The organism is Thiothrix fructosivorans, from assembly GCF_017349355.1.
GTDB classification, from domain to species: domain Bacteria; phylum Pseudomonadota; class Gammaproteobacteria; order Thiotrichales; family Thiotrichaceae; genus Thiothrix; species Thiothrix fructosivorans.
Window position 1 is genome coordinate 590340 of sequence record NZ_JAFMPM010000008.1, and the last position, 15736, is coordinate 606075.

Here is a 15736-nt window from a genome sequence, read left to right on the forward strand (position 1 = left end):
AGCGGCAATTTAGGATTTTCCGCTATAATCGCACCCTTTCCAACAGCCCAACCCCGTGGACACCATGACCGACCGCCTAACCGAAACCGCCCGCCGCCGCACCTTCGCCATCATTTCCCACCCGGATGCCGGTAAAACCACCATGACCGAAAAGGTGTTGCTGTTCGGGGGCGCAATCCAGCTTGCAGGCACGATCAAGGGGCGCAAAGCCGGTCGCCACGCCACCTCTGACTGGATGACGATGGAAAAAGAACGCGGCATTTCCGTCACCTCATCCGTGATGCAGTTCCCCTACAACGGGCGCATCGTCAACCTGCTCGACACACCGGGGCATGAAGACTTCTCGGAAGATACCTACCGCGTACTAACCGCCGTCGACTCCGCCCTCATGGTCATTGACGTGGCAAAAGGTGTCGAAGAACGCACCATCAAACTCATGGAAGTGTGCCGCCTGCGTGACACGCCGATCATGACCTTCATCAACAAGCTCGACCGCGAAGGCAAAGAGCCGATTGAATTGTTGGATGAGGTCGAAACCGTCCTCAATATCCAATGCGCCCCGATTACGTGGCCTATCGGTATGGGCAAGCGCCTCAAAGGGATTTACCACCTCTACGCCGACAAAGTAATCCTCTACAAACCCAGCACCGAACGCCGTCAGGATTACGATGAAATCCAAGGGCTAGACAACCCCGAACTCGACAAGTTACTCGGTACGCAAGCCGCCGAATTACGCGAAGAAATCGAACTGGTGAAAGGCGCAAGCCACGAATTCGACCTGCAAGCCTACCTCGACGGCAAGCTCACCCCTGTGTATTTCGGCACGGCGTTAAACAGCTTCGGCATCCGCGAATTGCTGGACGGTTTCGTGGAAAATGCCCCCGCCCCGCAAGCCCGCCCGACCACCACCCGCAAAGTCGAAGCAGCCGAAGAACCATTCACCGGCTTCGTCTTCAAGATCCAAGCGAATATGGATCCGCAACACCGCGACCGTATGGCATTCATGCGCATCTGTTCCGGCAAGTTTGAAAAGGGCATGAAGGTCAAACATGTGCGCATCGGCAAAGAGGTGAAAATCCCTGACGCGCTCACTTTCATGGCGTCCGACCGCGAACACGTCGAAGACGCTTACCCCGGCGACATTATCGGTTTGCACAACCACGGCAGTATCCGCATCGGTGACACCTTCACAATGGGCGAAAACCTGCAATTCACCGGCATTCCCAACTTCGCGCCGGAACTGTTCCGCCGTGCACAACTCCGCGACCCGCTGAAAATGAAGCAGCTGCAAAAAGGTTTGGAGCAGTTGTGCGAAGAGGGCGCAACCCAGCTTTTCAAACCGATCAACAACAACGATCTGATCCTCGGCGCAGTTGGGGTATTGCAGTTCGACGTGGTGGCGCAACGTCTGAAAGACGAATACAAGGTTGATGCCATGTTTGAAGGTGTGAACGTGCAAACCGCGCGTTGGGTTACGTCCACCAACGAGAAGAAGTTTGAGGAATTCAAGACTAAGGCGGCGCAGAACTTGGCTTATGATCATGCGGGGGAGTTGGTCTACATCGCGCCGACGCGCATCAACCTGCAAATGGCGCAGGAAAAATGGCCGGATATTAAGTTCCATTCCACCCGCGAGCATGGGGTGGCAACAGGCTGACTTCTTAGGTCAAAAAAAGCTACCCGCTCTCGTAAGTAACGCTTGGTTGTTACCACCACCCCAATAAAAAACGGTCTGACCTCAAACCAATGAAGCCAGACCATCGTTGTTACCCTTTTGGGGGATGGGGGGTTACTTCGGAATACCCCCGTTGATCACATAGTTAGCTGCAAAAGTAGCATTGCCCGGATGTAACAAGACGTTGCCCAGCAGTGGGTTAATATCGTTATTAGGGCCTGCATACAACGTGATGCCATCCAGATTCACGTCGGTATTGTAATACCCCGGCAAACTGTAGTTGACGTTAGAGTCACTATTGTTTGCCTGTGTCAGGATAGTCCCCAATATCAGGTTAGCATCGTTACCGTTGCCGTTGGCGACAATGCTGCTGCTGATATTGGTATCACCCGCCCACATCAGCGTGACGGTTGCCGCATCCATACGGTCATGGATACCAAACGTAGTGGTGGCTGACTTCGTGAAATCCACCACGGTTGGTGTATCGCTGGACAACAGTACCGGCAGTTTGGTGTTAACCCCCAGATGGTTACGGTGGCGTACCGTCACGTAGAAGAGACCTGTCTTAATGCCACTGAAGCCCAAGGTTGCCGCGCCGGTGTTGGCATCCACAATATCACCATCCCGTTGCAGTACTGCCGCCCGTGAAGCCACGATCTTGGTGGGCAACAGCGGGTTACGCAGTTCCACCAATACCCAGTCGGTCATGGCATCGTTGCCCGTCATGGCTTTGACCGCCACGCTCACCTTTTCAGAGCCAACGTAGTTCCACGGTGCTGCCGTATAAGGCTGGTTGTCAGGGATAAGCCCTTTACTACGCAACTTATCGTGCATCAGCGCATCGGTGCGGTTGTAAGCACCTTGCAAGAAGGCACGCGCTTGCACCTTGACATTGGCGATATTCCCGCAATCTTGTGGCGTACCGTAGTTGCCCAAGTAGTGGTTTTCAACCGCTGTTCCCCAACCGACGTTGTTGAACTGGTTGCCGGGATTGGTGGTGGCAGAATTGGGTAGCGTGTTGAACGCATCCGTATTCTCCATCACGCTCACGTCACCGCTGCACTCATTGTCATTGCTGAAGTTGAAAACTTCGATTTCCTTGCCTGCCTGCCAGCCGAAGGCATTGCTGCCGCCCGGTGCGAAGGTGAAGGACAGGTAATCAGCGCCTGCGGCTTCAGTAGGTGCATCGCTGCGTGAATCCAACGTCCAAGTTACATTGCTCACCGTACTCTTTAAGTCATTGACAGCAAACAGGCTTGTACTACCCGTACCGTGCGGCACTTTCAGGGTGATTTGCCCCGTCATGCTCAGGTTGGTGACAGGTGTAGCGGTTGGACGCATATACACGCGGTAACGGTTAGAACCCGCATCGCGACGGATACTGTATTCCAGTACCGCTTCACCCACACTGGTAATGCCCACGATGATGACTTGTGAGGTACAGACATTGCTGCTGTCACAGGCTTTCAACATGACGATGTAGGCGTTGTCCTTGTTGGTATCCTTGGGTGACTCATAATCGGGTGCTGCTTTGAAGGTCAGCACGCCGGTGGTCGGGTCAAGGTTGAACAGGGCATTGTCTGTCACCGCGCTGTTATCCAGCGTGTAAGTGACAGCACCTTCGTCGGTGGCTGTTACCGTCATGACTGCGCCCGTGCCATTTTCAGCAAAGGTTGCACTGTTACCGGAGGTGAACTGTGGTGCAGTGTTGGGTTTGCTGTTGGCATCCAGCGGGTCAGTGCCAGCGGTTTTTTCTGCAAGGTTGCTATAGCCGTCGCCGTCGGAGTCGTTGTTCGGGTTGGTGTTTTCAGCATCCAACTCGTTGACCACGCCGTCGTTGTCACTGTCTACCTTGTTGGATTCGATGGCATCAATTTTGTTGTCGCCGTCGGTATCCACTGGGGTATTCAGGTTGGCACCGACTTCGGTTTTGTCGTCTTTGCCGTCGCCATCGGTATCGGTTTGCAGCGGGTCAGTCCCTAAGGTCTTTTCGCTGATATTGCCGAGACCGTCACCGTCGTTGTCGTTGGTGGGGTCGAGGTTGTCTTTGTCTAACTCGTCCACTACGCCGTCGTTGTCGCTGTCTGCCTTGATGGATTCGATGGCATCGGCTTTGCCGTCACCGTCGGTGTCTACTGGGGCGTTTACGTTTGCGCCGACTTCGGTTTTGTCGTCCTTGCCGTCGCCATCGGTGTCAGCCAGCAGCGGGTTAGTCCCAGCGGTGGCTTCGTCGGTGTCAAGCAAGCCGTCGTTGTCATCGTCGGTGTCGGTCACGTCAGGTGTGCCGTCGCCGTCGGTGTCGGTCGGTTTGCTGGTCGGGTCAAGTGGGTTGCTGCCAGCAGCGGTTTCGACGCTGTTGTTGAAGCCGTCACCGTCATTGTCGTTATCAGCGGCGTTGTTCTTGTCCAGCTCGTCAACCACGCCATCGCTGTCGGTGTCGATGAGGATGGATTCGAGCGCGTCAATAATCGCGTCGCCGTCGGTGTTGGTCGGGGCGTTGAGGTTTGCACCGACTTCTGCCTTGTCGCTTTCGCCGTCTCCGTCGGTGTCAGCCTTGGTCGGATCAGTGCCGAGAAGGGCTTCTTCTGCATCGTTAAGACCGTCGCCGTCGGTGTCGGGAATGTCAGCATCAAGTTCGTCCATGGTGCCGTCGCTGTCGGTGTCGATGATGGCGGATTCTACCGCGTCGATCTTGCCGTCGTTGTCGGTATCAAGAGGCGTGCCGATGGTTGGGCCTACTTCGGCTGCGTCGGTTTTACCGTCGCCGTCGGAGTCTGTTTTCAGTGGGTTAGTGCCGAGCAGTTTCTCCTGAGCATTGGTTAAGCCATCGCCGTCAGTGTCGTTGCTGCCGTTGGCATCATCGCTGTCAAGTTCGTTGACGACGCCATCGCTGTCAGCGTCAAGGTCATCGGATTCGAGCGCGTCATTGCCGCCTGTACCGTCGGTGTTGATTGGGCTGAGAGGGTTTGCACCGACTTCCACGCTGTCACTTTCACTGTCGTTATCGGTGTCCGTTTTCAGCGGGTCAGTACCTGCGAGTTGTTCAGCCGCATTGCTCAGACCGTCGCCATCGGTGTCGTTTTCATTAGTGGTGTCGTCGCTGTCGAGTTCGTCCTCTACGCCGTCGCTATCAGCGTCGGTTTTGATGGATTCGAGCGCGTCAATTGCACCTGTGCCGTCGGTATTGAGCGGACTGGCAATATTGGCTCCCACTTCGGCAGCGTCGTTTTCACCGTCGTTGTCAGTGTCAGCCTTCAGCGGGTTAGTGCCGAGAGTTTTTTCCTGTGCGTTGGTGAGGCCGTCGTTATCGGAGTCGTTGTCAGGGCTGGCATCATCTGCGTCGAATTCATCCTTTACCCCGTCGTTGTCAGCGTCGAGGATGCTGGATTCTTTCGCGTCGATTTTGCCGTCCTTGTCAGTATCCAGCGGTGTGTTGACGTTCGCACCCACTTCGGCTTTGTCGTTTTCGCCGTCACCGTCGGTGTCCGCCAGATTTGGGTCAGTACCAAGGACTGCTTCTTCAACATCCGTTAGACCGTCACTGTCAGTATCCGTGGCAGCAGGTTTGCTGTTGGGGTCGAGTGGGTCAGTGCCTGCCAATTTTTCCGCAGCGTTGCCGCTACCGTCAGCGTCGGAGTCGTTGTTGGGGTCAACGTCGTCCGCGTCGAACTCGTTGGCTACGCCGTCATTGTCAGCGTCAAGGATGCTGGATTCAACCGCATCGTTTTTGCCGTCATTGTCGGTGTCAAGTGGGGTTGCCACGTTACCAATTTCTGCCATGTCCGCCTCACCGTCACCGTCGGTATCCGCCTTCAACGGATTGGTGCCAAGGGTTTTTTCCTGAGCATTGGTTAAGCCATCGTTGTCGGAATCATTGTTGGGGTCGGCATCGTTGGCATCGAACTCGTCCATTACACCGTCGCTGTCTGCATCCAGAATACTGGATTCGACCACATCGTTTTTGCTGTCGCCATCGGTGTTGAGCGGGTTGGTGACATTGCTGATTTCTGCCATGTCGTTTTCACCGTCGCCATCGGTATCCGCTTGCAACGGGTTGGTGCCAAGGGTTTTTTCCTGAGCATTGGTCAAGCCGTCGTTGTCGGAGTCGTTGTCGGTAGAAGCGTCGTCCGCGTCGAGTTCGTCTACTACGCCGTCGCTATCTGCGTCGAGGTCGTCGGATTCGAGTGCATCGTTTTTGCCCGTGCCATCAGTGTTCAGCGGGTTGGCAGGGGTTGTGCTTACTTCCACGCTGTCGCTTTCACCGTCATTGTCGGTGTCGGCTTTGAGCGGGTCAGTGCCGATGGCTTTTTCCTGCGCATTGCTGAGACCGTCGCTGTCGGAGTCGTTGTCAGCCGACGTGTCGTCCGCGTCGAGTTCATCCACTACGCCGTCAAGGTCACTGTCGAGGTCGTCGGATTCGAGCGCGTCGTTTTTGCCAGTCGTGTCAGTGTTCTTCGGGGCGTTGACATCCGTGCCGATTTCCACGCTGTCACTTTCACCGTCGTTGTCGGTGTCAGCTTTCATCGGGTCAGTGCCAAGGATTTTTTCTTGGGCATTGGTTAAACCGTCGTTGTCGGAGTCGTTGTCAGGGCTGGCATCATTGGCATCGAATTCGTCCATCACGCCGTCGCTGTCAGCGTCGAGGATGCTGGATTCTTTCGCGTCGATTTTACTGTCCTTGTCGGTATCGAGTGGCTTGGCTACGTCTGCGCCCACTTCCGCTGCGTCGTTTTCGCCGTCGCCGTCGGTATCCACTTGGTTTGGATCAGTGCCAAGGGTTGCCTCTTCTGCATCGTTGAGACCATCGCTATCGCTGTCACCGCTGACGATTGCCTTGACCGTTACCGCCGTATTGTTGGATTTCATTGGTTTGGGCAGGAACACCATCGGGTTTTCGTCAGGCGTGATTTCCGCTGCTACCGTCATTACCGTGTCAATTGCCACATCGTTGCTGTTGGCTTGGATGGTGATCGTGGACGTACCGACTGGCAGTACCATGCCGTCGATTTGCAGGTTGCTTTCGGTAGCGTAATCACCCATGACTGTGCCGCCATTGTTATTGGTCAGCGTGTTGGCAACGAAGCTAGAGCCTGCCCACGGTGCAGTACGGAAGTTCACTTTGACCGGACTAGTTTCAGTGTTATTGAAGGTAATGGTGTAGGTGAACGTGCCATTTTGTGACACGGTGGCTTTGTCGGCAGTCATGGATACCGCGACTTTAGCCGTCGGGTAAGGTTGCGCACTAATCACCACGGGTGTCGGGTTCGCCGCGCCTGCTTGTGACGGATCATCCGACAAGTAGTTGTTGCCGTTAACCGTAACACTGGCTTGGTTTTGGAACGTACCCACGGTGGCGGCACTCGCATCCAACATCAAGTAAGACTTACCGGGTGGCAAGGTAATGCTGGTGTTGAAGCTCTGGCTGCCTTTGTAGTCATTGGTGTTAGCCAGTGTCAACGCCGTTGCCAGTGAATCATCTGCCCATGTCAAACCCGCAGGCAAGGTGTCACTGAAGTCGATGGTTTTGTCGCCGCAGTTCAGGTTTTCCAACTCGAACTTGAAGGTGATGTCATCGCCAGCAAAGTGACTGCCGCCGGATACCAGCTTGCGCAGGTATACATTGTCCGGTGTGGGTGGTGGCGGGGCTGTTTGGCATTGCACGTCAATGCCTTTCACCTGAATGTCGTTGAACAGGTGCGGCAGGTTGTAGACGTTGTTGACGAGGGTGTAGTCGATTTGCACGGTATCAACCGGGCGATCAAAGTCGATTAGGACACGCCCTGGATTCAAGCAATCCCAGTACAGTTTGCCGCCTTGTGCTTCGTTAATCGCGGGTAAGGTTGCTGCCCACTGCGCGTAATACGGTGTTTTTGCCAGCGTGAGCTTCGGCATAACCGTAGTGCCACCCAATTTACCGACAATGTTCAGATGGTCTTGGTTGGCGTAGTTGTCTACGTCACACACTTCCATGCTGACACTCATCGCGGGTTTGCTCATTGCCATTTTGAAGGTGATGGGTTGTGCCGCTTGTGCAGGGGTTGACCAGCGCGGAATCCACAGGCTTTTCCAATAGCGTACTGGGTAATAGTCCTGTTGCAGCAAACCGAGGTTGCCCGCTTTGCCGTACCAGATGTCGTTACCTGCCGCATCCACGGTAATGGTAAAGGTTTGGTCGCCTTTGGTAATAGTCTTGCTGTTCGTGCCCCAATCCCAACCGTCATCCCACCAGTCGATGCTTTTGCTGCCGCCGGTACAGATATTGGTCGGCAGGGAGGTATTGCCCGCAAAAGTAATGTACTGGGTGCTGTTCGCGGGGAAGTTGTAGTGGGTCAAGAACTTGCCGTCAGTGGTCGCCGTCACCGGAATGGATGCATACGTGGTGAAGGCGGCACTGTCCGATACCAGCATGAAAATCTGGGCACTGGTGTTGAATGGCAGCGAATCCAGTTGCAACTGTACTGTGCCGACTGTGTTGGTTGCCTGCACTGTCCAGATACGTTCCACGCGCTTCTCGGTGACACCGGGGGCGGGGCAAGCACTGGTATCCAAGTTGACCAAGGTGGCAACGTTCTTGCCGTTATCACCCCACACCAAGTAGCTGGCATTGTTGGCAAACGTATTCGCATTTGTTGCATTGTCAGCCGCAATCGCCCCTAACCCAACGGTTAACTGTTCGCCACCGTTGACGGATTTGGATTGCTTTTGGTTCAGTGAGGAAACGTCATCACGGGCAATACCTGCTACATTGTTGTGGTATGCCGCATTGGCAGTTTTATCCCATACTTTGGTTGTGCTATCCGCTGCAATGTAATCGTCACTTAGGGTAATACCATACTTGATGGCGAGGTAGGTGTTCACCTGCATCATTTCGGTATTACTTAGATCGCGGTTGTAGACGATGCTTTCAGTCATCAGACCATCCAGAGCCTCATTAGCCACGTCAGTTTCACCGCCAATGGTTAACAAGTTGGATCCACTGGAAGCAGGGAACGAGCCATCTGCACCGGTGAAGCTTTTCTGGTTGACCAAACCGTTGTAGCCCAGACGGGTGTCTTGCGGGTTGGCGTTGTTGGTACGTGAGTGCATGATGGTGGGCGTGTTAACGGCAACATCGTCGTCATGCAGGTTGTGAACTGTGGATACACCGTCAATGTAAAGGTTCGGCTTCTGGTCAAACCAGTGTAGTGATGGGTAGTCGGCGGCACCAGAAAATGAAACCAGCGTTTTCCATGCGCCGCCTGTGGTACGGTTGGTGGAAACCGAGACGATACTCACTGGGTCGGTTTCATTCGGAATGGTTTTATTCCCGCTGTTAATGCCACTCAACACTTGCGCACCAGCAAAGTCTACTGCCGGGTTAAAGTTTATCCCATTGGCAAGGAAGTTAGGCTGACGGGTAACAACTGGTTGGCTCAGGTCGTTCTTGACTGGGCTGCTGTCTGCCCAAGTGCTGACATCGGCGTTATTGGTGGTAGTCGATGTACCTGCATCAGCTTTCAACCATAACCCTAAGCCATTGGCAACGCCACCCGGTGCGGTCAGTTCTGCTCCGAAGGTGAAGTATTGCCCGTTGCTGAAGTCAATCGTGGCAATGCCGTTGCTGGTAGCAATTTCGGTCACGCCTGTTGCAAAGGTAGGGTCAGTGCTGACCAACAGGTGTTTAGCGCCTGCTGCTTGCACTTTAACGTTGCCGACTGTGCCAGTTTCCTGCACTTTCCATACACGAGCCATGCGATAGTAACCCGTGGTTGGTGTGTAACTGTTTGGAGCATAAGCCGTACCAAATGTGGTAGCGTCATTATTATTACCCCACACAAGGAAAGATAGGTTATCTGCAAAGGTATTGACGTTGGTGGTATTAGAGATGGCAATCTCACCCAACCCTAGTGTTGGTTGGAAGCCTGCATTCACGGATTGTGACTGCTTCTGATTCAGAGCGGATGCGTCATCGCGCCCAATGCTGGCAATGTCATACGCATAATTGGCATTGGCGGTTGCATCCCAAATCACACTGCCAGTACTGGTTACATAGTTGTAATTATTGCCATTTTTACGTACATGCCCATTACCTTGTCCTAGTGTTGCGCCGTATTTAATCGCAAGGTAGCTATTCACTTGCGCCATTTCAGCATCGCTCAACTGACGGTTGTAAACCAAAAACTCTGGGATACGCCCTTTCCATAACTCCACATTAATGTCAGCGCCAAGAGAGGTTTGGGTGAAAAACTGGTTGCGGAAAACCAAACCATCTGTAATAGGACTCCAGTTAGGATCATCTTTAAAGCCGTCAGTCCAAGTGTAAAAACGATCTGTTGTCGCACTGTTTTCGGACATAAATCCGACAATTTGTGGTTGTGCGTGATTTGTTTTGCTATCACTGGTGAAGTTTGTACCGTTCCAATAGCCATTTGCCCCGCCTGCTGGTGAGTATTTTGTACCCTTACCCATGCTGCCACGGTCACCAATAAATGGAGCACTGTGAGATTGTCCGCCAACAGCGTAAGGAATCCAGCCATTGTCCCCCGTTGCCCCCCCTTGCTTGTACAGATTGAAGTAATCAACGATCGCTTCAGAACTGAACAGATTGCTGTAACCTAAGCCAGCATCTTCATCCATACCGACTGCCATGAACGTATAAGGTGAACTGCTTGCCATCAGCTCACTGGTGTTGCGTAAATATCACCTGTACCGTCAAAGTCAATAGATGGGTTGAAATTCAATAATTTGCTTGGATTGCTGCTGTAATAAGTCGGTTGTGCCGTCGCAGTTGCTTGGGAAAAGTCATAGGCGTTCTCCGATTGGTCAAGCCAAGATGCGACACTTGCACCATCTGTTGCTGCGATACCCGCATCGGCTTTCACCCATGTTTCAAGACCTCCGGCAACACCACCCGGTGCCGTGGCGATTTTGCCTCTGAGTGGTGCAATAGCGGGATTGTTGTCAGGGTCATTGCTGGTAATTTGTAAGGCGGCTGATTTTTCACCAAATACGGTGTCAGTGAATGTCATGTCCACGGTACAGGCTTGGTTAGCATTCAATGTGGTAGCATTGGCGCACGTACCGCCTGTCACTGAGAATGCCCCAGCATCTGTTCCGGTAATATTTACGGCCGATGAGCTGGCAAGGATCAGCGGGTCTACCGTAGTAGCAACCAACGCCTCGGAGGTTAAGCCGGATGCATCAACGGGTGAATTCTGGTTGGTGATGGTGTTGTCACCCAGTTGACCATAAAGGTTATAACCCCAGCATTTGATCCCACCTGCTGTCGTGGTTGCACAGGTGTGGGAAGCATCATTATTGTCATCCACATCAATGGCTTTAACACCGCTGCTCAAACCAGTAACACTGACAGGCGTGGTGCGCTGTGTGACAGAAGCATCACCCAGTTGGCCGTAACCATTGTCGCCCCAGCATTTTGCACCGCCATTGACAACAGCACAGGCATGATAGCGCCCCGCATCAATCGCAGTAACACCGCTGCTCAAACCCGAAACATCAACAGGCGTGTTTTTAGTGATGACAGTGCCATCGCCTAATTCACCATGACCATTATAGCCCCAGCATTTTGCCTTCCCCTCCAATGTGATGGCACAGGTTTGCAGTTGTCCTGCTGAAATGGCAGTAACATTGGATAGACCAACCACATCTACAGGTGTCGTGCTGTTGGTGGTAGTGCCATTGCCTAACTGACCATAAAGGTTATAACCCCAACATTTTGCTCCTCCTGTATCGGTGGTAATGGCACAGGCATAATCCCCACCAGCAGAGATGGCGATAGCTTTGGTAATGCCTGTAACCTTGATGGGGGTTGAGCTGTTGCTGGTCGTGCCATCACCCAACTTACCGTAGGTATTTTGTCCCCAGCACGTAATTGAGCCATCACTGATGAGAGCGCATGAATAGTTCTCACCACTGGAAATGGCGGTTGCGTTAGTCACGCCGGACACTGCGACCGGGGATGTTCGTTGGATTGTTGTACCATCACCTAACTGACCCTGGGCATTGTAACCCCAGCATTTGACGCTACCATCGTTGAGTAATGCACAGGCATGGAGGTTGCCTGCCGACACCTGAACGGCATTGTTGATACCTGTAACGGCGACAGGAATTTTACTGTCAGTGATTGCGCCATTACCTAGCTTCCCATTGGCTCCATTGCCCCAGCATTTGACCCCACCGGAGGATTCGACCGCACAAGAAAACCACGTGCCAGTTGTGACAGTGGCAGGCATTGGGTTGTAGTTGAGTACTGTAGCGATTCGTGTGCTACTGCCACCTTTTGCAACAGCGCCGAAGTCAATCGCGTTTTGCTCAATCAGGATATTGGGCGCTGTCGCAAACGCTAGCATAGGGAAGAGGAAGGTAGTGAGCAGTAACAACAGGGAATGCCACAGTGACAATCTCTTGTTGTCCATCCGTTGATAAGGGAGTGGGTTTTTCATTATGATCCCCGTGCTATTGGATTGTTTTTGACGAACAGCGCAAATTTTTATGTATGTTCTATTGTCCAATTAATAGAGTCAATCGGCAAGTTAAAGCCGATAAACGCGCTAATGCACGGCGATAACGGAAGCAGCGACTCGCCAGAATGCGTTCTAGCTCTGCTTGTATGTTGGTGTTATTAATATTTATAAGCATGAATAAGCATCATCGGGGCTTGCCAGTGGCAACAGAAATTGCTTTACAGTGTAGCAACGTGCACGGTTGATTAGCTAAAAAAAGCTGCTCAAAGAAACCTCTAAGCAGCCAGAACTTAACGTAAAGACGTTAGAGAGTGTAACATCAGCTCATGAACGCTAAGGATAACAATTTATCCATGATGCTAATAGTAACAGTGCTTTGTAACATTATTGAGGACATCCTATGAGTAATCCCATTAATCTCGTTTGCCCCGCGTGCGGCGTTACCAACCGTATTCCTGCCGAGCGTATCAGCGAACACCCCAAATGCGGCAAGTGCAGCAGCGACTTATTCAACGGGCATCCCACTGAACTCAGTGGTGCGAATTTTAGCAAGCACATCGCCCGTAACGACATTCCGGTACTCGTTGATTTCTGGGCACCGTGGTGTGGACCTTGCCGTCAGATGGCACCTGCTTTTGAGAAAGCCGCTGCGCAACTCGAACCTAACGTGCGCTTTGCTAAACTGAATACCGAAGACCACCAGATGGTGGGGGCGCATTACAATATTCGCAGCATTCCGACGATGGTATTGTTCCGTAATGGGCAGGAAGTGGCGCGGCAGTCCGGTGCAATGGGGGCGGCGGATATTGTGCGCTGGGTGGAGAGTCAGCGCTAAAAACTTAATGCTTCGCGATTTATGGTTATGATAATGTCATCGCTTATTTTTTATGAAACATCATGAGAGAGGCATTCGTCATGTTCGCAAAGCATAGGTTAGCGGTCGTCTTGTTGGCGGCAATCGGTTTCATGGGCGTGGCGGCGGCGGAACAACTGACCGCGCCCGTTGCCCCGACTGCCCCTCTTCCGCCGATGCCCCCCGTTGCCCCACAGGTGACCATCGCTACGGTTGCCCCTAGTGTTGCCGCACCTGTCACTGCGCCGATTACTGAGCAAGAAGTCGAGCAAGCCCAGCAAGCATGGGCAGCGAGTTTGGTAACGTTGGGGCAATTGCACCAAGCGGGTGGCGATGTGCAAAGCGCTGCGCTGCAATTGCTGAATCGCCTGTATGCCTATGACGAAGGCAAGGTGATATTCAAACCCACCAAAGCCGCTGTGGATGAATTCCGTGAAACCAAAGAGCAAGCCTTGTCGTATTTTGTAACGGGGCAAGTTGCCGAAGATCATGGTTTTGCGTTGCAACCGTGGTCAAAGGTACGCTTTGAAAATCACCAGATTGTGATCAATGCAGACACGGCGGAAGCGATGGGCGTGTATTTCTTTACCGATGCAAAAACGGGCGCGGAAACCAAAGTGGATTTCACGTTCGGTTATAAACGTGCCAAGGCAGACGGTCACTTAGTGATTTTCCTGCATCATTCCTCCTTGCCTTACGAGCCAAAGCACTAATCCTATGGAAATCTACTGGCAGCAATTGCTGGAGACAGTCGCACAAAACCCGTGGCTGGCGATTACGCTCGCCTTCGTGGTGTCGATGGGCGAAGCCTTGCTGGTGGTAGGGTTCTTTTTCCCCAGCACGATTACCTTGGTGGCGATTGGCGGCATGGTCGGTTTGGGTAAACTGGCGTTCTGGCCGGTATTCATCGCGACCGCCTTGGGGGCAATCGCGGGGGATGCGGTGTCGTATTGGATCGGTTTCACCTACCGCGAGCGGCTCTATAATATGTGGCCGTTTTCGCGCTACGCTAATTTACTGGCATCTGGTGAAGCCTATTTTGCGCAGCATGGCGGCAAAAGTGTGGTGCTGGGACGTTTTATCCCCGGTGTGAAATCGGTCGTACCGGGGGTGGCGGGGATGATGGGGATGAACCCGACCCGCTTTACCTTTTTGAACGTGGTATCGGGTTTTGCATGGTCGGCAGCACATTTGTTACCCGCGATGTCGGCAGGTTTGGCGATGCACGCCTTAGGGCAAATCAGCCAGCGTTTGGCGTTAATGCTGGGTGTCGTGCTGGTGTTAACCACGTTGCTGGTGTGGGGCGGTAAGCACGGTATTGCCTTGGGGTTGCGGTATTTGCCGCGTGGTTTGCTGGCGTTACTGCATTGGGCGCAAGTGCATGACACGCGCATCGGGCGCGGCATCCGTCGTTTGATGGCATCGGAACACGCGGATTACCGGCTGGTGTTCTTGCTGAATTTGACGGTGGTGGTCGTCGTGATTGGTTTTGTTTGGTTACTGGAAAGTGTCGCACATCAAGGCGGGATGATTGGGTTTGACCATGCCTTCAGCCAGTCAATTCAAACCTTGCGGATGAATTGGATTGACCCGCTGATGTTGAGTGCTACCTTGCTGGGCGATGGTATTGTGGTCATGGCGGTATTGACAGCCATGCTGTTGGTGTTGGCGTGGTGGCGGCAATGGTGGTTGCTGGCGGGGGTTGCGCTTGCCTTTGTCGTAGCTGTGCTGTTCGTGGATGGCATGGCGTGGTTTGTACACGTTGTCCGCCCGACGGATGATGGCGACATTGGCTTTTTAGCGTTTGTCGTGCCGAGTGGCCATGCCACGGTGAGTTTTACCTTATTGGGTGTGTTGACGTGGTTTGCGCTGCGTGGCTGTCGGGCGTGGTGGAGCAATGTGGTGCTGGCATCCCTGTTGACTGGCATGGCGGTCATGGTGGCGTTTGCGCGGATTTATTGGGGGGCGCATTGGCCTTCGGATGTATTGGCAGGTTGGTTGTTTGGGGTCGGTATTCTGGCGGTATTTGCACAAATGTTTCGGCAGGAAACGGTATCGCGAGGCTTGACGGCGAGTATCTTGCTGGCAAGTGGCTTGGCCTTGATGCTGGTTGGCGGTTGGCACCTGAAGCACGAATGGGCATCGGCAAAAACGCACTACACTCATCCGCTTGCGCCACCGCTAAACTTGGCACAGTTACCGCCTTGCCGTGCGGATGTGGCGGGGCAGTGCGAAGAACCGTTTGTATTGCGCTGGTATGGCAACCCCGCCGCCGTGTTGCCAGCGTTGCCGGATTGGGTGCAAGCACCGGATTGGTCATTGATGGTGTTAAACCGTTTCGCGTTTCCTAATAGCACGGCGACGCAATTGCCCGTATTGCCCAAGCTCAACGGTGGCAAAGCCGAAGCGTTTGCGTGGGTGAAACCGAGCGTGTTGGCGGGGATAGAAGGGCGTTACGTGTTGCGCCTTTACCCGCAGCCCGTGCAGGACGGCGCAGCCCCCGCTTTCACGCTTTGGCAAGGCACGCTGGTGTTTGAAGGTTTGCACCATCCGTTTGGGCAATTGAGTGGACTGTGGTCGCCGCCTGCGGGTGTGGCGTGCGTGGCTACGCCGTTGCTGTTAGGGTTGCCGCGTGCGCAAGCCATTGGTGATGTGTTGCCCAGTACGGAGGCGGGCGTGTGTGGCGGGCAACTGGTGGTCGCAGGGTAATGCTATACTGTGCCTATTTACCGTAACGTGTAGCAC

Annotated in this window: 6 protein-coding genes; 4 read left to right on the forward strand and 2 right to left on the reverse strand. The window is 53.5% G+C overall.

Going from position 1 to position 15736, the window contains the following annotated elements; all coding sequences use genetic code 11:
* Positions 1-64: 64 nt before the first annotated feature.
* Positions 65-1657, forward strand: a complete 1593-nt coding sequence (locus J1836_RS17215; RefSeq protein ID WP_207252345.1) for a peptide chain release factor 3 — start codon at positions 65-67, stop codon at positions 1655-1657.
* Positions 1658-1789: 132 nt separating this feature from the next.
* Here J1836_RS17215 and J1836_RS17220 read toward each other — a convergent pair whose 3' ends face one another.
* Both J1836_RS17220 and J1836_RS17225 read right to left on the reverse strand, forming a co-directional pair.
* Complete coding sequence (locus J1836_RS17220) at positions 1790-10330, reverse strand: DUF8202 domain-containing protein (RefSeq protein ID WP_207252346.1); 8541 nt, start codon at positions 10328-10330, stop codon at positions 1790-1792.
* Positions 10330-12117, reverse strand: coding sequence for an RCC1 domain-containing protein (locus tag J1836_RS17225; protein WP_207252347.1), 1788 nt, complete (start codon positions 12115-12117; stop codon positions 10330-10332). Before J1836_RS17225 ends, J1836_RS17220 begins: the two co-directional genes overlap by 1 nt.
* Positions 12118-12538: 421 nt before the next feature.
* Here J1836_RS17225 and trxC point away from each other — a divergent pair, with 421 nt between their 5' ends.
* The 3 genes from trxC to J1836_RS17240 all read left to right on the forward strand — a co-directional run bounded on the left by trxC (position 12539) and on the right by J1836_RS17240 (position 15700).
* Positions 12539-12973, forward strand: a complete 435-nt coding sequence (gene trxC / locus J1836_RS17230; RefSeq protein ID WP_207252348.1) for a thioredoxin TrxC — start codon at positions 12539-12541, stop codon at positions 12971-12973.
* Between the two features lie 80 nt (positions 12974-13053).
* Positions 13054-13704: a metal-independent carbonic anhydrase family protein gene (locus J1836_RS17235; protein ID WP_207252349.1), complete on the forward strand. Its 651-nt coding sequence runs from the start codon at positions 13054-13056 to the stop codon at positions 13702-13704.
* A 4-nt stretch (positions 13705-13708) separates the two neighbouring features.
* Complete coding sequence (locus J1836_RS17240) at positions 13709-15700, forward strand: bifunctional DedA family/phosphatase PAP2 family protein (RefSeq protein ID WP_207252350.1); 1992 nt, start codon at positions 13709-13711, stop codon at positions 15698-15700.
* Positions 15701-15736 lie beyond the last annotated feature (36 nt).

What these genes read in the sequence shown, in the direction of transcription:
- J1836_RS17235 (WP_207252349.1), top strand. Translation starts at nt 13,054, where the DNA reads ATGTTCGCAAAGCATAGGTTAGCGGTCGTCTTGTTGGCGGCAATCGGT.
- J1836_RS17220 (WP_207252346.1), bottom strand. Translation starts at nt 10,330, where the DNA reads ATGGCAAGCAGTTCACCTTATACGTTCATGGCAGTCGGTATGGATGAA.
- J1836_RS17225 (WP_207252347.1), bottom strand. Translation starts at nt 12,117, where the DNA reads ATGAAAAACCCACTCCCTTATCAACGGATGGACAACAAGAGATTGTCA.
- J1836_RS17240 (WP_207252350.1), top strand. Translation starts at nt 13,709, where the DNA reads ATGGAAATCTACTGGCAGCAATTGCTGGAGACAGTCGCACAAAACCCG.
- J1836_RS17215 (WP_207252345.1), top strand. Translation starts at nt 65, where the DNA reads ATGACCGACCGCCTAACCGAAACCGCCCGCCGCCGCACCTTCGCCATC.
- trxC (WP_207252348.1), top strand. Translation starts at nt 12,539, where the DNA reads ATGAGTAATCCCATTAATCTCGTTTGCCCCGCGTGCGGCGTTACCAAC.